We start from the raw sequence: 19,973 nt of genomic DNA on the forward strand, positions 1-19,973 counted from the left end.
AGTGAAAAACAGCCCTCCTCCAAGACTAACGTGCGGCATTTTCGACCATTTGGACGACGACGGTCGCGATGTCGCGCGACAATACGAAGATCGCCTCAAGTTGGCGGAAGTGTGTGATTCTCTGGGATTTTACGCTTATCACCTAGCCGAGCATCACTGCACACCACATGGCAGAGGGCCGTCGCCGAATCTGTTTTTATCGAGCGTCGCGCAGCGTACCCAGAGACTGCGCGTTGGTCCGCTGGTCCTGTTGCTCAACCTCTATCATCCTTTGCGCGCGTTCGAAGAGATCTGCATGCTTGACCAATTGAGCGGCGGCAGGCTCGAGCTCGGTATCGGACGTGGCTCCCTGCCGACCGAATGGGGCTATTTCGGCGTCAGCGCGGACGCGGCGCCAGAGCGTTATGAGGAAGCCAGCGAAATCCTAAATGCCGCGCTTAAGGGGCATACGCTATCCTATCACGGACGATTTTTTGAGCTGAGCGAGATACCTTTGACCATGAAGCCTCATCAGCATCCATGTCCGCCGACCTGGATCACGAGCAGCCGGACCGAGTCGGCGGAATGGGCCGCTGAAAATGGCGCCAATCTGGCGTGCCAAGGCCGCTCCTCAGCTGTCCGAAACATTACGAATGCGTTCCGCTCGCATCGGGCGGGCATGACGGACGCGGACGATCGGGAGCCGTTTCTTGGTCTGCTCCGCATGGTCGTGATTGCGCAGTCTGACCGAGACGCCCATGCAGCAGCGGAAACCGCTTATCAGCGATGGCTCGAGAGCTTTAGATTCGTATACGAGCTGAACGCCATTCCGACACCACCTACCCTGCCGCTGACCTTCGATGCAGCGCTCGAGAACGAATTGTGCGTCGTCGGAACACCAGCTTCCGCCCGACAGCTCCTTCTTAACCAGATGGAGGAAGCGGGCGCCAACTACCTACTTTGCCAGCTTGCATTCGGGAACCTCCCGCTGGAAACTTCTCTATACACCGCAACCACAATCAGATCCGAGATCATCGCCAGACAATGACTATCCGATTTTGGCACCTCAGAGAGGCAGCGCGTCGCGACCTCCATCTATGATTGGATGTCCCGAAGTCGCTTATCTAGGACCTCCTGCCTTATTCAGCAGGAGGTCCAAAGACCGATGAGGACTGACTCGCCCCGATGACCATCGTGCAGGCCTCTCGGCCGACGTCGTCGGCGGTGACGTGAACTGATTTGGAGAGCGGCGGCATGTCAAGCCAACGTTGTTCATATGCTGCTGGCCTCATGCGTCTTCCAGAGCGGATCCCCCGATCGCGCGCGCTATCCGCGAGCTGGATGCATCCCATCAAAACTTTCGATTTTACCGTTCTTAACCAAATACCCCATAGTCAATCGCCGATTTTCGGAAAGCAGCCCTTCACGAACCACGTGTGACAATGAACCCAGTTTGCTTTGAGCGTCGTCGCCGGGCATCTCCAGCCGCGCGTGCCTGCATCACCAATGAGACTACCCCATCCTGCAAATCGCGGCACGTGCTGCGCACCCATAGTCGGATGGCGCATCGCAACGTCCCACGCGCCATCTACCGCGTAGTCGCCGACCTAATTGTCGTCATGCTAAAGGCGTTCCAGGAGATTGGCTCTCACGCACTCTTATCGGCTGGGGTCCATGCGTGCGCCGGCTAGGCCTCTGACAAGCGAACTGGGCCCTCGGCCAAGGCGAACCGGACCCCCACATCATCGTGGTCGGCGATTCTCACTCGCTCACACCCTCAGCGCTACTCGGCGCTGGCCGCCTTCACCTGCTTTCTGCAAACTTGCACCGCGGTCATCTCATTCTATGCGCTGTTCGCGACTGACTGCGCGTGTGCACAGCCTTCTGCAGCGGCAATTCGTTCTCGTCACGCGCCTGCAGCCCCGCGAACGCGACAAACGACGCACCTCTTTACTTAGCCTAGGCCTGCTCTTAATTACTCTGGAGAAACACCGTGGAACTCGATCCTTCCAATTCGCGTATACAGGACCTGAAGCACCGCATCGACCTGCAACTGGGCATCGTTGCCGCCCTCATCGGTGAAGAAGGCAACGAACTCGAAGCGGTCCGGCTGCTTAACGCACTCACAAACGAAATGATAAATGCGGAGCTTGCGCTCGGTCAGCTCGGCGATGCGAGGACCAACGGCTACACTAGCGACGGGCAAACAGCGCGAATGTCGGCGGACCGCGGCATCTATCATCCAGAAGACCTTCAGGCCTTGGGCCGGCTTTTCGATCAAACAGTGGCAGCTTTACCTGAGGCTCTGCGTACGCCTGCCAACCGAATTAAGATCGCCAAACTGATTCTGTCGCGTGCAGCGGAGTGACGTTCGATTCGGTGTACTCCGGCCGTTGAGGACGCGATGAAACGCCATTCATAGCTGGGCTTACGCCGCGCTGCGGTTTTGCGCGCCCAGCACCGCAGCAAGGCTCAAGATTCAATGGGCTTATGTCTCGCGAGCGAGCCGCTTCCGTTGCCCTGTCATATTGCAACCTCCGGCATCACAGCGGGGTTTGAAAGGACGCCATCGCGCCGGGGAGGTCATCATCGACTCTCATCTCAGCTGGACTTTCTTGTATCAAGTACATCGTATCTATAATGACTTATATTCCGCAGCTAAGCGAATGAATGCGAAGCAACGTATGTGGCGACGCAGAGGCATGGTTGTCTCGTTCGGTACGTTTTCCTCAATGGTTCGGCGCTTGTGTTGCGGCAGCACCTCTTACATCCCGCAACGCACTACATTCCACGGCTCCTTGCAGGACAACACCAACCAGATCATCGCAATTACCCCGCATCTCGTCACCGCCTTCTCTACTGCACTCCCACTTGACGCAAAACGTCACACCACGCGGCCATGCGAACGGGTCAAACAACAGAAAGACGGGCGCGCCGTCGATCATGTTAGAACGCCGACAAACACTGTCCAGACTGCGTCACGCGCTTAGGCGGTGAATCGTACAAAACGGTCAATACTGGGGTTCAAACGCTTCGTATTTCGAGGTTACGAATGTGGTGAAAGGTCAGCTCGTCCGCTAGCACCGTCGCGCCGACCCAATCTGGCCCGCTCTTCTAGTTTCTTGGATTAGCCACCACCACCGACCGCAAGCAATTTGGGCAATTCGGCATGAAAGCGCGCGATAACGCACGCCCGCCTTCGAGTGATACAGAATCATTGAACTGAATTTGATACTACGACGTTCGGTCATCCGCGCTTCAATAAGCGTCTGTATAAATCTGATCGTAGCGTCGACAGTGGCTCGATGCGTGAGCGCGCCTACGGACCCGATCTCTTGCTTGCTTGATAGGCCACCGGCACTCGATGCTTCGACAACGCGACCTCTTCGTATTCAAGATATCGATTGGAGTTTGAGATGGATCAGATCTCATCCGAGCAGATGCAGGCGCCCGAAATTCTCGTGAGCGCCGCGTTTGACAAGGCGTGGCGCTTTGTCGAGAAGGATCCGCTGCTGGCACATAATCACAAGACAGTACTTCATAGCCGATTGCGAGCTTCCCTGGAATCTTCGATAAGGAACGGCGAACGGAATACCTTGCATCTGGCGAACGAGGCGATACGAAAATTACGCGCAGAATTGACAGCCTCGACCAAGGCAGCAAGATTACTCACACTTCCGCGGCAATAACGATCAGCTATGTCACTGCTCTCCGCAATCTTAAGTCGCAGATTAGCATTCTCGATACATGGTTGTCGCATTATTTTTCCACCACTATTTTGCCCGAACCGCTTCTGAACTAATGCAGCGGGTACAAAGCGCCAAGCGCTGGGCAAGTCAGCTAAGGGTCAGAGTAAGCGACGACGAGGCAGGATAAGCTCGTTACCCCTTAACGTGACACTGTGCATACGAAGATTCTACTCATGCCCTAAACTCGGGACGCGCTTGGACAACTTCAGCGTAATGCCTCGTTAGGCGCTGCCGCATCCGCAAGCGCGAAGCAAATTAGCTACTAGAAGCAGGCAAGCCGCATCGACCTTTTTGGCTCCTCCGCGGGCGCACAGAGACCGTTGAGAAGCGTGCAAGAGTTACTATCGGCGGTATTGACCTTCGCTCATGGTGCGTGCCTATCGGCTAAGAGCATCTTGGTCGGGCTGTGCATGGCGATGAATGCGCGCCCAACAATCTGACGCAGCGTTCGATTCGACCCGTTTCTTGCAAAACAATGTTGTGCTGCAGTTACAGCAATTCGCGGCGATGTTGTTAAGACGCACAGCGCCGGGGGGCATCGAAAGGAACAACACTCGAATGAAGAATTTGCTGATTCTGACTGCATGCATCGGCGCACTCGGTGCGGCCGCTCCCGCATTTGGCGCGGACTTCGCCGGGCAGCCCCTCAACGTCAAAGCGCCTCCGCTGCCGGTTGCCCCCCCAGTTACCGACTGGACCGGCTACTATATCGGTATCAATGGGGGCTGGGGATCGAGCCATAATTGCTGGGATTTCAATGGCGTCACTCCCGAGGGCTGCCATAATTCGGCTGGAGCCACCGTCGGTGGTCAGATTGGCTATCGTTGGCAGATCTTCAATACAGTCTATGGCATCGAAGGTCAGGGCAACTGGGCCGATTTCAACGGCTCCAATGTCAGCACCGCCTTCCCGGCAGACGTCATTGGCACCAAGACGGATGCGTTCGGCTTGCTAACCGGTCACATCGGTTACGCGTTCAATGCCGTTCTGTTGTACGCTAAGGGCGGTGCTGCGGTGACCAGCAACACCTATCACATCAATTCAGTGACTACCGGAGCCGGGATTTCCAGGAACGACGATGTGCGTTGGGGTGGTGCGCTGGGCGCAGGGGTCGAAGTCAGCCTCACGCCGAGTTGGTCGGCTGGCGTTGAGTATGACCATTTGTTCATGCAGGGCAGCAGCGTGCTCTTCCCAACATCCGGCGGCGATCGCGTCCACCAGGACGTCGATCTCATCTCGGCACGGCTCAATTACAAGTTCAGCCCGGCGTTTGGCAGATAGTGATATCCACGCCAGCGGCGTCGAATCGAGATCCCCGACCGTCGGTCGGGGTTCTTTCTTCAAGTTCCTTTGACCAACAAGCACCCCCTGCCGGCCTTTTCCAAACACCAGTCGTCCCAGCTGGCTCATAGGCTGGATAAAACGCATCGCCGTGCTCCAACACTCGTTGAGGAGCTCCGATCCGACGCGACGAGGGGTTGCAATCGCTTGCCTCAACGGAAGCGCGAGCAACAATTAACCGTTGGCGCCAGCTCCAATTCGAGTGAGCAATTCAAAAAACATTGAGGCGAATCGCAATAGCGACTGCCTGGATCCGGGTGGTCGCACCCAACTTTCGCATCGCGTTTTTGATATGAAAATTGACGGTATTCAAGCTGATTTCCAAGATCACCCCAATTTCCCATGACGATTTTCCCTCCGCCACCCACCGCATGCAAGTGATCTCCCGCTGCGACAGGGTCACTTTCTTCTCTCCGCCATTATTGCAAGGACGTGCGATCTCGCCATGGGCGGTATGAAAGAGCGAAGCCAATGCGTTGAGATGGCCGATGCGGTCCTGAGGATCAACATCGTCGGATGGAGATGCAAACGACACCACCGATACACGGCCCAGCGGCCCAAACAACGGCACGCTCATACCATGCTTCAAGCCGGCCTCCCTGGCCTCGTCCAGTACGCGTCTCTCGTCTGGCTGAAGTTCATAGTGGTTCGCGAGTTGATCCCACAAAAACGGCCGCAACAGCATCGGCGTCCGCCGAACCACCGGATCGATGGTGTGATACTTGTGTTTGAAGTATCGCTCGCACCAATCTGGTGGCCACTTCACGGCCACGGTTGGGGGTGGATATTCCGCCAGGCGAAGTGGCTCAACGAAGTTGAGGGCGCCATAAGCAACCTCACCGAACCCCTCTTCGGTGGCGCAGTTTACGAGGAGCTCGAACAGCGCTCTGAGCGAATGCGTCTGTTTTGCGCATTCAGTGAAGCTAAAACGATCCATGATCGGCGGCTGAGGACGCCGATCATGGTCGGTGTCGCTGCGTTCGATTGCGCTTGTTTCAGGCGGAGCCAAGTTGGATTCCACGGCCTGAACCTCCCGGGTTTGCTCTACGAGAAGTCTGGAGCGCCCGCATGCTGCCAGACGCCATTTCCGAATTCGGGGCTCTGCCGGCCACTGCGGCGGCGTGATCGTCTTCGTCAAACAACCGAGGCGCCGCTGCTATCCTGTGTCTTAAGCCGAACAACGCGACGCAACCGTAGCGCCGATGCCCATCCAATGTGATCTAACCGGCTCCCCTGTGACGCGCTGGTAATCTAGGAATCGCCGCTGGGCCGGCCACCTTGATTGGTCCGCGCTCTCGATCTCTGACGCACATGCGGAGCGCGCGGATTTGAGGAAATCCGACTGTCCTAACGGTTCAGCCGGCGATACGAACCAAACAGCACGACCGGTTGCGGCGTCAGCATAGGTCAGATTGGCTCGTGCGAAACCCAGGTCCGGTGCGAATGAAGCTTCGCTGCATGTCAAGGTCGAGCACGAGCAGACTATAGGCACTGAGCTTCCCGAACGAGGTGAGCTAGGGTACGCCGACCCGCTGGCGGGCGCCGGCTCCCCACTGCGTGGTGTCACCGTCGATGCTCTGCTTGCCGGCGAAGGTGATAGTGGCGTCATTTTTCCTCCCCCTCTTGCGAATTCGCATCGCCAGCCCTTGGCCGATCCTGGGCCCCTCCGCCGCGTCGAGGACGCGATCGATAAGCAACATGCAGCAGAAACCCCAAGAGGTAACGACCTAGCATTAATGCGTGGTCTCTGAGGGGCGTGCAGGTCCGGCGCGAATAAATCGAAGGGGCGAATAGAAGTGGCGCCAACGATGCAACGAGAGACACGCGATGTCGCGAGAGCTCCTTGACGCAGAGGACACGTTGCATGTGCATCTCCAGAAGGGAGAGGACTTGGGATCGGACCAGCAAGTGTCATACCAGTTTTTGTGTTTGCACAATCATTCGTGGAAGCAAGGGCTTGGCAAACGGGCGGTTCCAGTACATGGCGTATTGAAGCAATCGTGACATCGGAAGGAAACGCGACAGCACCATTTGCGCGAGCCGCGGCACCAATTGATCCAGATCAAAAAAAGAATGCCGTTTTCGCGACGGCAGCCCCTCCAACGCGTCGATATCCCAAGCGCAGCGAACTTCTGGCCTGAAAGCACGGAGGCTGGCCGATCAGAGATCGACGACAAACACGGGTCCGATCACCGGCAACCGACCTTGCATGTGTAACGGCTCGGAATGCCCGTGGACGTCAGGCGAGGTCGGGAGTACTGCCTACCCGACATGCGTTGTCCATCCACCTGCAAGAGTCTTGGGCAGTCCAGTCAACTACCCAACTTGACAATTGATGGAGACGATCGACACATGGCAATCGTCATGCAATTTGGGTTGAGGATCGGTCCGGCAGCGCATTCTGACTAAACTCGGAATTCAAAGCAACAACCCCGCGGGAAAGACAATTGCACCTCGCCTCGGGAGGGCATCCTTGATGCGGTTCGCAACCAAGGCGAAGCGCGTCGCCAAAACCGGTGAAGTATGTTTTCTCTGGTCCTGGCGATCATCTCACTGCTCTATACGACCGTTGGCCAGGCGGGTGGTACTGCATTTCTGGCGCTAATGGCTTTTGCTGCTCTGCCATCGACAGAGATGCGCCCGACGGCGCTTGGTCTCAACATTGTTGTCGCGACTTACGCTACATGGGTCTTCAACCGCAACAAAGTCGTCGACTGGATAATGCTGCGTCCGCTTCTGCTCTCATCGATGCCGGCGGCGTTTGCCGGTGGCCTTATGGTGCTCGGAGAAGACATTTATAAGACGCTGACCGGGGTCGTCATTCTACTGGCAGGAGCCGTGATGATCGTGCGGCGTGGAGGCGCCGCCGATCGCATTTGCGAAAATCCGATCTGGGGAACGGTGGGCATTGGAGCGGCGATTGGCCTGGTTTCCGGCCTGACCGGCGTCGGCGGCGGGGTGTTCCTCGCCCCGACGCTCATCGCCCTGAATTGGGCGTCGCCGAAGCAGAGCGCCGCGCTGTCGCCCCCATTTATTCTGGCTAATTCCACAATCGGCTTCGTTGGAGCTCTTCTCGCTGGTCAATTTCCGTCTTCGTATTTCTGGCTTTACGCAGTCGCCGCGCTGGGGGGTGCCGTCGCAGGCACGATGATCGGCCTGAAATGGATGAGCCAGACAACTGCCAGGTTCATTCTCGTGGCGGTTCTATTCGTTGCCGGTATCCAATTGGTTTGCGCATGATCGCGCAGCTGAAGCGCGACCAATGAAGACCTGAACTGGATAATCTTACGAAGATTGATAACTGTAAAAGCAAGCGCAAAAGCAAGCGACATAAAGCGCTAGGCGGACAGAAACGCATCGTCAGATAGCGATCGCGTGAGAAGTTGGTCGGACTCGGATCCGGGATTAGCAAAACCTGACACTTGGTTGTGAATTGGTGAGCTGCCTGTATTGGCGATGGGACGTCGCCGAGCCAAGGCGCCCCGACGCACTTTGCCGGGGTTGGAAGTGCGCCGGGTCCGCCCCAACATCATCAGTACATCCGTGACGATGCTTGCGGCAATGAGACAAGCAGCGTGGCGGAAATGAGGCCTGTCCATTTTTTTGGGCGTGGCGTCTAAAATGCTTTCTGCGTGGCTCCAAGAGCCTTGAATCTCACGTAGCGTCAGGTTGTATGATCTCGCGCTTGTCGCGCCTCATCTAATGAGCAACTTCTTATCCATGGTATCTCCAACGGACACGTCCTGCTCATGGCATCTATCCGAGAGCTGCCGCCTATAGCGAAGGAAGGTGAGCGATGAGAAGCCGCTCCACCCGGACCTGCGCGGGATGTCGCTTGCCTCGCGGTGATGGGTCGAGATGGTGGATCACATCCACGCTCGCAGCGCAGCCTTCGGCCCTGGATACCTCTCGCCACGTCAGTCCCTAGGCCGTGATATCGAGAACGGAATTCCGATTTCGACTTAGTTCGGACCAGTTGACATAACTCAAAGACACAGGAGGGCGCATCGGCCAGCTTCGCGGCTGTATAAGCATGGGAAGCCAAGCCTTGCAGACCGCACTCCTGAACAAATATTGCGATGCTCGCCTGCCTTGGTACACCATCTACCCAACTGTACCGGATTTCTCCACGACAATCGGCGCCAGGACCTGTCAGACTTGGTTGAACCGGCTGCCGCCCGACGAACCCGTATCGCTCTATATCCACGTTCCGTTCTGCCGGTCGATCTGCTGGTACTGCGGGTTTCCTACAAGCCTCACGCGCAGCGAACGGCCGATTCGCAATTACTTGACGTCGCTGCGGGAAGAGATTCGTTTGGTTGCGGAGCGACTGCCGCGCGCCTTGCCCGTCAACGACGTGCATTTCGGCGGCGGAACGCCAACCAGCATTGCGGCGGTCGATTTCCTAGCTCTGATGGAGCTATTACGCCGCTATTTTGCCTTCAGCACGTCCGCTAGCGTCGCCATCGAGATCGACCCGCGCGCGCTCACGACCGAGATGGCGCAAAGCTTAGGGGCAGCCGGGGTCAGCCGCGCGAGCATTGGTGTGCAAAGCTTCGACACCAAGGTTCAAAGGGCGGTCAACCGCATTCAGAGCGAAACGCAGACGGCTTCTGCTGTCGAAAGTCTTCGCCAGCAGGGAATAAGCCGCATCAACTTTGACCTGCTTTTTGGACTGCCGCACCAGACGGTGCAGTCCTGTGTGAACTCGGCAAGGACGGCCGCGGCCATGCGACCCGACCGGCTTGCGGTCTTCGGTTATGCCCATGTGCCCTCCTATATGAAACGTCAGCGCCAGATCGATGAGACGGCACTGCCGGACAATGTTGCCCGCGTCGAGCAAGCTGCGGCCATGGCGAACACGCTGGTGTCTGCCGGCTACCGCCAAATCGGGCTCGACCATTTCGCCTTGCCGGACGACGAACTCACGCTGGCACAAGAAGCTGGACGGCTACGCCGCAACTCGCTGGGTTATTCGGCAGATACCTGCAAGACCGTGATCGGCCTTGGTCCGTCAGCCATCGGCCGTCTCGGTGACGGGTACGTCCAGAACGCGGCCGAAACCGCTACTTATAGCCGGCATATCAGAGCTGGCCGTCTGGCAACATCGAAGGGCTGCTGTCTCACTGAGGAAGATCGGCTGCGGGCTGCGATTATCGAGCGCCTGATGTGCGATCTGGAGGCCGACGTGCCGGCACTCTGTGCTGCCCATGGAGTTGATCCGATTGGGTTTCTCGATTCAGCCGACCGCTTGGAAATGCTCTCCGAGGACGGCATAGTGGAGATCCAGGACGGCTTCATCCGCGTCAAGCACGAGCACCGTTTTGTCGTGCGCGCTGTCGCTGCGGCATTCGACGCTCATCTCGACCGCACACCCTACTAAGCCACGGATCCGAGCACGGTTTCGATGCATCAACGCTGCTTGCGGACGAATGATCGAAACAAGTCCGCCGTGAAGAACGCCGACGAGCGCTGATTTAAGCGATGTTTTGAGCCGGGACAGTTTCGGCGAAGGCCCGGATGATGGCCCGCAAGAGTTCTGCGAGCCATCGCAGGAGCAGGCCGAAGTTGTAGCCGGCCGCTGCGAGGACGGCGTTGATACGGTCGCCGACGCGGCCTTTGAGATAGTTGCGGTCCATGCGGTGCTCGGCCTTGACGTGACCGATGACGGGCTCGACAGCCGCACGACGCTTCATCTCGCGCCGGATGGAAGCCGTGACGCGGCGAACCTGACCTGAGATCCAGACCCTGAGCCGGTGCGGGTGGTTGTGGCCGCGGTACCCTTTGTCGACATGGATGCGGCGAGCCTCCACGCCGGTGAACTTCTCCATGTCGGCGACCACGGGGCCGAGCGTGTGGCCGTCGAAGGGATTGCCGTGCAGCGCCTTGGCATGGAGCACGAACTGTCCACCCTTCGGGGACGTCACGGGGGTGGCGATACTGACCTTGCAGCCGAACTCGTAAGGCGCGCGGGCTTTGCCCTTGCCGATGCACTCGACCTCCGGCGCATGCAACGCATAGACCTTGGGGCCGCGCTGATGCTGATCCTGGCTGCGCACCCGCTGCGCCAGATCGAGCAGCGGGCCGAAGCGCGCTTCCAGCGCCGCATCGCCATCAATCTTGCGGCGGATATCGCGGATGATCCGGCCAAGCCGCGTCCGCAGGAACCTGAGTTGGCGCCGGGCGCGCTTGAACTGATGCGCGTGGGTATAGCGGCCGACCATGATGGCGGCGCGCTTCGCCAGGCGCAGATAGCTCTGGCGCAGCGGCACACGGTTGCGCTTGGCAAGCCCGACGAGCTTGGTGATGGCCCGATGCATCAGCCGCGCGTCGGTCGGATGCGCAACGGCCTTGGGCTGCACCGTGGTACCGACCACCACCCGCTCCAGATCCTGGGGACCGATGGCGCCAGTCTTGTGTGCCACCGACAGACTTTCCTGGATCAGCGCGACGAGCTGCTCCTCGCCGAGCCGCTGGCGCCAGCGCGTCATCGACGATCGATCGAACGGCAGCCGGTGGCAGAAGCTCAACTCGCCGCAGAAGTATTGATAATAGGGGTTCTCGATCCAGCGGCCGCACAGCACCTCATCCGAGAGATTGTGCATGTGCTTCAGGATGAACAGGCCGGCGACAAGCCGCGTCGGCAGGCCAGGCTGCCCTGGGCCGGTTTGGCACACCGAACCAAAGCGGTCATCCAGAAACTTCCAGTCGATCAGCGCCGGGCCAACCGCACCAGCGGGTGGCCCATGTCGATGATTTGATCGAGCGCCGGAAGCAACAGGTCTTTTTGGCGATCATCTCGCGGTTTGCTCATCGCCGTCCCCAATGCCGATGACCAGCCGTCAGGGAATCACGAATCGCTCGAAAGCAAAATCCAAAAATGCAAGAAACCGCGGCCCAACACCCCGCTTTCCTGCAAATCGAATACTTTATCGAGACAACTTCTGCCTATCTCTCAGGCCGATCTGCATTCTTCACGGACGACAAACAAGCGGCCGGAATGCTGTCGGCTGCCTTGATTCGGATCACCTCGGCGAGCGTGACCTTGGTGACGACGTTGCGTTCGTAGGCTTCGGCTATCTATCGCAACAAGCCACTTTGCGAAACGTACGGCTGACCTCAGTGAGTGCGGCTAAAGGCCTCGGCCACGCCTGTAACAGCCTTAACATATCAAGGCCTGCCCCTCTTCTGTCCTGTGATCACTGGCGCACCTCCGACGGAAACGGGGCCTTGTGGGTTGGACCGCTCTACGCGCTTCTCGGCGCGCTTCTTGGTCGGGCTCGAAGCAGCTTGTGGGGGCGACGAAGAAATGGCGGAGGGAGCAGAAGTGACAGCTGCTGGATTCTGCAAGGAATCAATCCGCGAAGCCAGCACCGTGATCTGATCTAAGATCCCCTTGAGGTCCTTCCGCTGCGCATCGATGTACCGGTTAAGCTCTGCGATATCCTCGCTCACCTTCTCCTGCGCCCAACGTATCTCGGTTAGGGATATTCTGTCCTGCGCCGACAGGCCCACCGCCGCATCTGCGTGCCCGGCTGCCGACGTCTCGACAAACCCCGCGAGGCTGCCGCCAAAATGGGCTGCTGCCGCACACAAGCCGACGAGGACGAGAAACACCAAACCGCAGCGAATTCGCCCTGACGAGCCGTATAAGTGCCGCGCGGCGAACAGGATGGAAGTGGAGCGTCGACCATGATGAGAGGGCTACGCCGGGCTCGTGACGCAGGGAGGGCGTAGCCCGACCGGAGTTACGAGCCCGGCGTCGGCGCGATCCACAGCGGACCGCGCCGACTGGTGATCGCGGCCGGCTGGTTATGCAAGTGGTTCTTCCGCCAAGAGGAATCACTCGCGTGCCAGGCCGACACATTACCGATCACCAAATGAGGCTCTACATGAAGTACCGTCAGACCGATAGCCCACCCGTGGCCGCCGCCAAGGCTTCGTTCAGCACCTCGACCGCTTACCGGATCGAGAAGGATCGACGCCTTCCGTCGCAGAAGAAGGCTCCCCGCGGCCGTCGCCGGCCAGATCCCTTGGCCCGCGTATTTGAGACAGAGATCGCGCCGATGCTGAAGGCCGCCCCCGGTGTGCGGCCGGTCACGATCTTCGAGGAGTTGCTCCGACGCCATCCCGAGCTCGGCGCCGGCATCCGTCGCACGCTGGAGCGCCGGATCCGGGCCTGGCGGGCGATCCACGGCGAGGAGCAGGAGGTCATCTTCCGCCAGACCCACGAACCCGGTCAGCGCGGCCTGTCCGACTTCACCGACATGGGCGAATTGGGTGTCACGATCGCGGGCGTACCGCTCGACCATCGTCTCTATCACTTCCGGCTGGCCTATTCCGGGTTTGAGCACGCCCATGTCGTGCTCGGCGGTGAGAGCTTCGTCGCTCTGGCCGAAGGCCTGCAGAATGCCTTGTGGTCACTCGGTGGGGCGCCACGGGAGCATCGCACCGACAGCCTGTCGGCCGCCTTTTGCAATCTCGACCGCGACGCCAAAGACGATCTGACGCGGCGATACGAAGACCTCTGTGCCCATTACGGCATGCGGCCTTCCCGCAACAATCGTGGCATCGCCCACGAGAACGGGGCGATCGAGAGTTCGCATGGTCATCTCAAGCGAGCGATCGGCGACGCGCTGTTGCTGCGTGGCACCGCCGACTTCGACGATCTAGCTGCCTATCGTGGCTTCATCGATGAGATCGCCAGCCGCCGCAATGCCCGCAACGCCAAGCGGATCGACAGTGAACGTAGCGCACTTCAGGATCTGCCGGACCGCCGCACGTCGGACTATGAAGAGGTGATCGTCCACGTGACGTCGTCCGGCGGCTTCACCTTGCGCAAGGTGTTCTACACGGTGCCGTCGCGCTTGATCGGCCATCGGCTGCGGGTGCGCCTGTATGACGATCACCTCGACGTGTTTGTCGGCGGCACGCATCTCCTCACCTTGCCGCGCGGGCGGCCGCATCCCAATGGCAAGCACGATCAGGTCGTCGATTATCGGCACGTGATCCATTCCTTGCGGCGCAAGCCGATGGCGCTCCTCAACCTGGTCTACCGCGACCAGCTGTTCCCCCGGGAAGCTTACCGCCGAGCCTTCGACGTCTTGCGCAAACGCTTACCGGACAAGAAGGCCTGCCGGATCATGGTCGATCTCCTCGCACTCGCCCATGAGCGCGGTTGCGAGGCCGAACTCGCCAATCAGCTCACGGCTGACCTGAACGACGGCCGGCTGCCCGACCTCAACCGGCTACGTACTCACTTCGCCCCGGATCCCGCCCAGGTGCCGAACGTCGTGGTACGCCTCGCACCGCTCGCCACCTATGAATGCCTCATCGGTACCGCCGAGATCGGAGGCGCCGCATGAGCACAACCAACGTAGTCGACACCGCGCGCCTCAATCTGTTGCTCAACGAGCTGCGGCTGCCCGCCATCAAGGCGCTGTGGCCGCAATTTGCCGAGCAATCCGATAAAGAAGGCTGGCCGGCGGCGCGCTTCCTCGCCACCATTGCCGAGCACGAGATCGCTGAGCGCGGCCGCCGCCGCATCGAGCGCCATCTCGTCGAGGCGCGGCTGCCTACCGGAAAGACCTTTGACAGCTTCGACTTCGAGGCCGTGCCGATGATCTCCAAGGCGCAAATGACCGCACTCGCCGCCGGCGACGGCTGGCTCGGCAAGGGCGCCAATCTGCTGCTGTTTGGTCCGCCCGGTGGAGGCAAGAGCCACTTGGCGGCAGCAATCGGCTTGGCCCTCATCGAGAACGGATGGCGCGTCCTGTTCACCCGCACCACCGATCTCGTGCAGAAGCTCCAGGTGGCTCGCCGCGAGCTCAACCTCGAGGGCGCCATCAACCGCCTCGATCGCTTCGATCTCGTCATCTTGGACGATCTTGCCTATGTCACCAAGGACCAGGCCGAGACCAGTGTGCTGTTCGAGCTCATCAGCGCACGCTACGAGCGACGCTCTTTGCTGATCACCGCCAATCAGCCCTTTGGAGAATGGAACAAGGTCTTTCCGGACCCAGCTATGACCCTCGCGGCGATCGATCGCCTTGTTCACCACGCCACCATCGTCGAGATGAACGTCGAGAGCTATCGCAGGCGGACTGCCCTCGAGCGAAAGCGTGGTCCAGGGCGGCCACCGGAGCACGCGACACAAAAAACGCTCGCTTGATTGACGCTCCGCGACAATCAAAGCAAACAAAACTCTTGCGCGCGACAATCATCGCGGCGATCATCATCGCGCCGCGACACTGACTCGCCATCCTGATCGCCGCGCTCTTCCGACCCAGATCGTCGCGCTATAGTATAAGAGCGGCCGCAAGTCTGAGGCGGCCGCCTGGTCAACCATCTCCATCGTTCCTTGCCCGACTTCCCCGTTTCGATAGACTTCTTGGTTGACGCGAGAGCTCGCGATGCTCACGCATCCCAGCGAGCCGCGGCCGCCCCAAAAACATTCTTCAACTCGCCGACCATTTGCTCCCTTGGCTCCAATGAAGCGGCCCGTCTTGACCAAGGCAAAGCGAACACCCTACGGGGAACTCCTGCATTATAGGGCTGGCGGTAGCACTAGTTCTCATCTTCCTCGGCCATGGTGCAGCATTTTCGCATCATTCAGGATAACGTTGCAGATTCTGCACCCTGCCGACGCCTGATGCGAGCCGGCCGCTATTTCCTTCAAAGTCGGACTCTCGGTTTCCGTGCTGCCGAGGCTGGCAACTTCGCGGCCAGGCGCTACGAAAAAGGCGCCACAGCTGGCGCTCGAGCCACCATGCCATTGGAGCGGCAAGTGTTGAGCATGGCCAACTACCAATCCTGGCAGGTTGATCGAGACGACGGACGCATGGCAAGCGTGGCCCACGAACGTTACGGGATCATAGCTAGGCACTCGAAATGCACCGCAGATTTGTCCGTGCCAATGCAGCGGACGGAATTAGCAACTTCTCGCCCACAGCCCTTAAAGCAGCTCGAAACCTGCTTCCCCCGCTGTTCTGGGCCACCATCGTGGACGTTGTGACGCGATCGCTGCGCGAACAAATTCCAAGGCTCTGTGGAAATCGCGGTCGTCGACGATCGCTTCGTCCTTGGCGGACCACGATACCAGGACAGCTTCACGAAGCCACGGCTCCGCTTTGGCAGGCATTGCATCCCCGTGGCTGCCACTTCGTCGAGAAAGGCACTTCGAGCAAGATGCTCGGCACGGCCGCAATCCTCTACCTCATAGTGGAGCAAGGTCGAGGTTCGAAATGTCTTGGCGGCTTGGACAGCTGCGGCTCCGCGCGCTCGCGGCCAACGGTTCTCGCTCAGCCAGCAAGCGTTGCTCACTCTCGGCAAATCCGGCCTGACGCACACGCAAGGTGCAGACCAGATCATGCTCGCGCTTACGGGTGACCAAGTCGCCAGGTCTAGTGAATCTCGCTGGGATAGACGTCCTGCCCATGAGGCGTCGTCCTCTTGTCCCCAGACGCCACGGCTCGGGAGGTCCGTTCTGGACTAGAGAGGCCGACTTTCAATCCATTCATGGCTCGCAAAACAAGGATGCGAAGTAGACTGTGCGTGATTGCTTTGTTGCGGCGACGACGCCTCGGACATCTTCGGCTATCGCAGCATTTGCCTGCAGTTTGCGATCAAGCGAGCCGCAACGGCGACTTGCCGTTGCGCTTTCGCTCGCGGCTTGTTTGGTCGGCGCCCCCGTTTCGGCACAAACTGCCGACGAGCCTGTCCCCAGGAGCAACGCTGCGGACCAAGCCACCAAGAGAAGAACGTTAACGCCCCCGGATATGGCTACAAAGCTCCGGATCGGCGTGGTCAATCAGCCGATTCGACTTCATGCCTCGGCGTCGGCGTCAGCCCCCAACCTACCTCTCATAAAGCCCGGCAGCGCCGGTCGGGTTGCTCAGACGCAAACGCGAAAGACGATCGCCCCCTTCGCACGCTTTGATGCTTTCCGAGAAAAAGGGATTTGGCTCAACATACCCGGCCCTGCTGATACAATTGATCAGGACAAGCATGGCGTTAGATCCGTACTGGCAGACGTCGGCATTGGCTATATCGGCTGGACGCACAACACCTTTGCAAACAACCAGCTGCCGAATGCGACCAGAAGCAGCATCGCCAACCAACTCTATATGGGGCAGAATCCGACGTTTGCTACGACGAACTTCGTGATCGTCACTTATGATCTCAGCCGGTTTGGTATTCCCGATGGACAGATTGTCGTTGGAGCCGAGCAGCAATACTGGACATGGAAACGACCGGGACCGGATCGAGTAGGATTGAATACATTCGCCTACTATCAAACGTTCTTCGACAGAAAATTCGAACTCAAGCTTGGCTATCTCAGAAATGCGAATGAGTTCACCGGCACATTATTCGGAGGAATTTCAGGATCAAACATGTTTGCCCTTTTCCAAGCAGGGATGAGCACCAACGCCGCGCCAACGCCCGCCGCCAACCTGAAGTACAATTTTGATGATCACTTGTACAACAAAGTTTCCGTGCAGCGGTCAATCAGTCCAGATGGTCCCTATGCGCAGATAACCGAAAATCCTTCGGGTTTAAACTGGAGCACAGCCAATGCCGGCATTCTGTTCATTGATGAACTTGGCTACAAGAGCAAGGCCGCTCCTGGCGTTCCCGACACGTGGCTGCGGGCCGGCATTGCTTTGAACAGCAGCCGCTACAGGAATTTGGCAGATCCGGATCAACAAAGGGAGAGCGGGAATAACTTTCATTACATAGCTGCTGACAGGCAGCTCTGGCAGAGTGACGTTGAGGGGACGCCATCTCGCGGCATCTATGGCGGATTCTCCATCATGGGAGCTTCACCTGACCTAAACAGGATCGGCCAGTATTACGAGCTTCGTCTTTATGCAAAGGGACTGTTTGACAGCCGGCCCAGTGATTTGATTGCTCTGGTTGCCAACAACACGACCTGGAGCAGGTTTGCAGTGGATGCTGCCTTGGCCAAAGGGCAGCTTGCGCATCACGATACCACAGCCATCACGGGGACCTATACCGCGCATCTCGCTCCGGGGATATATGCAAGCCTCGGACTGTCCTACATTCACAACCCGATAAGCGTCATCCACACGCCTCAAACAGAGCACGCCCTCAATCTGTTGGTGTCTACGCTGATATTTTTCTAGATCAGTGAGGATGCCACCAATTCTGCTACCAAACTCTCGGTTCGAAACAATTGCGCGCAAAGTTCTGCCAGCGCGCCGGCGAGACGCTGTGAGAGGAGACGAACCAGGGGGCCTGCTATCTCATGATCTAAGAGCCTCCTGGCCGGATTTCGGCTACAGCTACTTATCCGCAGGCTGCCCCGCTCGACATAGGGCGCGGGGGTGAAGTTCCAAGAATGAGCTGAGACAGATAGGGAATGTCATGCACGGTTCGGCGCACCATTAGCGCGACGAGGACAATCGCAGCCCCTAGAATTCCCGCCACAGCCAACTTGGATGTGAGATCCAACGGCTCTGCGTACGGTATCGAATCCATGAGACGAAATGCCATGCCCTGAATCAGGTACAGCACCAGCGTGCTCTGTCCTATTTCCACGGCGATAAAGCGGACCACTCGATTGGAGCGGCCAACTCTCCAGCATTGCCGGAAGAGCTCACTCATGATCGCTGAGGCCGCTGCTGAGCCAAAAAGCATCAGAAGCACGTCTTTTGCCGACTGCATATCTTTGACCAGGGCGAGATTGTTGTAGACGTAGGAGTCTTTGCGCCAGGCCAGAAAGCACACCAGTGCGGCTATTGAGGCAGACATGATCAAGAGCGGCTTGTAAGCGCCCGTTATGCTCGTCCACCAGTCTCTTGACTGCGCAAATGAGAATCCCAAGCAGAAGAACGGGTAAGTGTACTTTATGAGAGGAAATATGGAGAATGTCAGAGGTGCAAGTGCGACCTGGATGACCGATAAGAATAGGATCCAGGGCGACCAACGATTGAAGATCGAAAGAATTTTGACGAAAAGAAAACAAACGAGCGCGGCCCAGATGAACCAGTATGTGCCGGCGACATCGTTTAGAAGCTGTAAAATGTTGCCTGATGCGTCAGGGGCGCGGGGAAGCACGGCTAACTTTGCTGTCTCCAGGAGAGCGCACCAAAACAGCATGGACACCAAGAGCTGCATCGCCCGATCACCGACGGCTTGCATCAACGACTTTCGCAACAGCGCTCGGCAAGAAAGATATCCGCTTATCGCCATGAAGAGAGGCATGTCGAACATGTAGATCCATTTGAAGAATGGCGAATCCCAGAATCCTTCATCTCGGTAGAGGAGATATTGGATCAAGTGACCGACGATCACCAAAATGATGAGCACTGCTTTGTCGAAATCCAAAGCTAGATCGCGATCGTTTTCCTCTGGCGTACCAGGCAAAGTCGACCCAGTTACATTTCGCATCATCTCGACATCCCTTAATCCAACGAGCTGGAGATCCGTCTGACGTTGGGTAGCTGCCGCGACCAAGTACTGGCCGGAAGCTGCATCATCAGGTCGTCGGTGCCGCGCGGCAATCAGGATGGAAGTGCTTCCCAGCCAGATTGTCGCGCTATACGTCGGTCCATCATGCGCATCAATTTGGAGTTCCGAGCCGACATCAAAGACATCCCTGCCGGATGTCACAGGGCCACTCTCCGGAACGCTGCTTTGAAGCTAGCCGTTCAGGTCAGCTGGAATATCGGGTGCTGGTGAACCAGGCGTGCGAAGGTCGGCCGTGGCCTGGCGGCGCCCGAGAAGACACCACATCATGACGACTGTTCTTAAAGCCAAGTTTCATGAGATGCCGCGTTATACCGGAGCACGGGATGCCTGGTCCAAGAAAGAGATAGGCTGAGCAGCCGAACATCGGGATCCGGCGGCCAACCACTTAGTATGAAAAGCAACTGCTGCAGC

14 protein-coding genes and 1 pseudogene are annotated in these 19,973 nt (G+C 58.4%); 10 read left to right on the top strand and 5 right to left on the bottom strand.

Going from position 1 to position 19,973, the window contains the following annotated elements; genetic code table 11:
• Position 1: 1 nt before the first annotated feature.
• The 4 genes from JEY66_RS34130 (at position 2) to JEY66_RS34145 (ending at position 5,009) form a co-directional block, all read left to right on the top strand.
• A complete protein-coding gene (locus JEY66_RS34130; RefSeq protein ID WP_026192371.1) occupies positions 2 to 1,027 on the top strand; it encodes an LLM class flavin-dependent oxidoreductase in 1,026 nt (341 codons plus the stop codon).
• Between the two features lie 945 nt (positions 1,028 to 1,972).
• Positions 1,973 to 2,347 carry a hypothetical protein gene (locus tag JEY66_RS34135; protein WP_016840019.1) on the top strand — a complete coding sequence of 125 codons (375 nt, stop codon included), beginning with the start codon at positions 1,973 to 1,975 and terminating at the stop codon, positions 2,345 to 2,347.
• A gap of 1,048 nt (positions 2,348 to 3,395) precedes the next feature.
• Positions 3,396 to 3,668: a hypothetical protein gene (locus JEY66_RS34140; RefSeq protein ID WP_075968984.1), complete on the top strand. Its 273-nt coding sequence runs from the start codon at positions 3,396 to 3,398 to the stop codon at positions 3,666 to 3,668.
• Between the two features lie 618 nt (positions 3,669 to 4,286).
• The gene (locus JEY66_RS34145) at positions 4,287 to 5,009 is read left to right on the top strand and encodes an outer membrane protein (RefSeq protein ID WP_016840021.1); all 723 of its coding nucleotides are present in this window, start codon (positions 4,287 to 4,289) and stop codon (positions 5,007 to 5,009) included.
• Between the two features lie 271 nt (positions 5,010 to 5,280).
• On the opposite strand, the gene JEY66_RS34150 is transcribed toward JEY66_RS34145, so the two are convergent.
• Together JEY66_RS34150 and JEY66_RS34155 are read right to left on the bottom strand one after the other, a co-directional pair.
• Entirely contained in the window at positions 5,281 to 6,006 is a 726-nt protein-coding gene (locus JEY66_RS34150; RefSeq protein ID WP_016840022.1) for a LuxR family transcriptional regulator, read from the bottom strand.
• 577 nt (positions 6,007 to 6,583) lie between these two features.
• Positions 6,584 to 6,769, bottom strand: a complete 186-nt coding sequence (locus JEY66_RS34155) for a hypothetical protein (RefSeq protein ID WP_016840023.1) — start codon at positions 6,767 to 6,769, stop codon at positions 6,584 to 6,586.
• 823 nt (positions 6,770 to 7,592) lie between these two features.
• Between JEY66_RS34155 and JEY66_RS34160 the strand changes: the two genes are divergently transcribed.
• Both JEY66_RS34160 and hemN read left to right on the top strand, forming a co-directional pair.
• Complete coding sequence (locus JEY66_RS34160) at positions 7,593 to 8,309, top strand: sulfite exporter TauE/SafE family protein (protein WP_016840024.1); 717 nt, start codon at positions 7,593 to 7,595, stop codon at positions 8,307 to 8,309.
• Positions 8,310 to 9,117: 808 nt separating this feature from the next.
• Entirely contained in the window at positions 9,118 to 10,452 is a 1,335-nt protein-coding gene (gene hemN, locus JEY66_RS34165) for an oxygen-independent coproporphyrinogen III oxidase (protein WP_026192370.1), read from the top strand.
• A gap of 94 nt (positions 10,453 to 10,546) precedes the next feature.
• Here the strand turns inward: hemN and JEY66_RS34170 are convergent.
• Positions 10,547 to 11,883: pseudogene (locus tag JEY66_RS34170) on the bottom strand (IS5 family transposase).
• A gap of 66 nt (positions 11,884 to 11,949) precedes the next feature.
• On the opposite strand from JEY66_RS34170, the gene JEY66_RS34175 reads away from it, so the two are divergent.
• Positions 11,950 to 12,138 (top strand): hypothetical protein, encoded by a 189-nt coding sequence (locus JEY66_RS34175; protein WP_018270183.1) that lies wholly within the window; start codon positions 11,950 to 11,952, stop codon positions 12,136 to 12,138.
• 101 nt (positions 12,139 to 12,239) lie between these two features.
• Here the strand turns inward: JEY66_RS34175 and JEY66_RS34180 are convergent, their stop codons facing one another.
• A complete protein-coding gene (locus JEY66_RS34180) occupies positions 12,240 to 12,686 on the bottom strand; it encodes a hypothetical protein (RefSeq protein ID WP_245287115.1) in 447 nt (148 codons plus the stop codon).
• A 233-nt stretch (positions 12,687 to 12,919) separates the two neighbouring features.
• On the opposite strand from JEY66_RS34180, the gene istA reads away from it, so the two are divergent.
• The 3 genes from istA to JEY66_RS34195 all read left to right on the top strand — a co-directional run bounded on the left by istA (position 12,920) and on the right by JEY66_RS34195 (position 18,214).
• Positions 12,920 to 14,434, top strand: coding sequence for an IS21-like element ISBj11 family transposase (gene istA, locus JEY66_RS34185; RefSeq protein WP_038973741.1), 1,515 nt, complete (start codon positions 12,920 to 12,922; stop codon positions 14,432 to 14,434).
• Positions 14,431 to 15,240, top strand: coding sequence for an IS21-like element ISBj11 family helper ATPase IstB (gene istB, locus JEY66_RS34190; protein ID WP_018270204.1), 810 nt, complete (start codon positions 14,431 to 14,433; stop codon positions 15,238 to 15,240). The genes istA and istB overlap by 4 nt, the downstream gene beginning before the upstream one ends.
• A 1,606-nt stretch (positions 15,241 to 16,846) precedes the next feature.
• Positions 16,847 to 18,214: a carbohydrate porin gene (locus tag JEY66_RS34195; protein WP_018270180.1), complete on the top strand. Its 1,368-nt coding sequence runs from the start codon at positions 16,847 to 16,849 to the stop codon at positions 18,212 to 18,214.
• Positions 18,215 to 18,377: 163 nt separating this feature from the next.
• Here the strand turns inward: JEY66_RS34195 and nolL are convergent, their stop codons facing one another.
• Positions 18,378 to 19,484: a nodulation factor fucose acetyltransferase NolL gene (gene nolL, locus JEY66_RS34200; protein ID WP_050994061.1), complete on the bottom strand. Its 1,107-nt coding sequence runs from the start codon at positions 19,482 to 19,484 to the stop codon at positions 18,378 to 18,380.
• Positions 19,485 to 19,973: the final 489 nt, after the last annotated feature.

The organism is Bradyrhizobium elkanii USDA 76 (assembly GCF_023278185.1).
GTDB classification, from domain to species: domain Bacteria; phylum Pseudomonadota; class Alphaproteobacteria; order Rhizobiales; family Xanthobacteraceae; genus Bradyrhizobium; species Bradyrhizobium elkanii.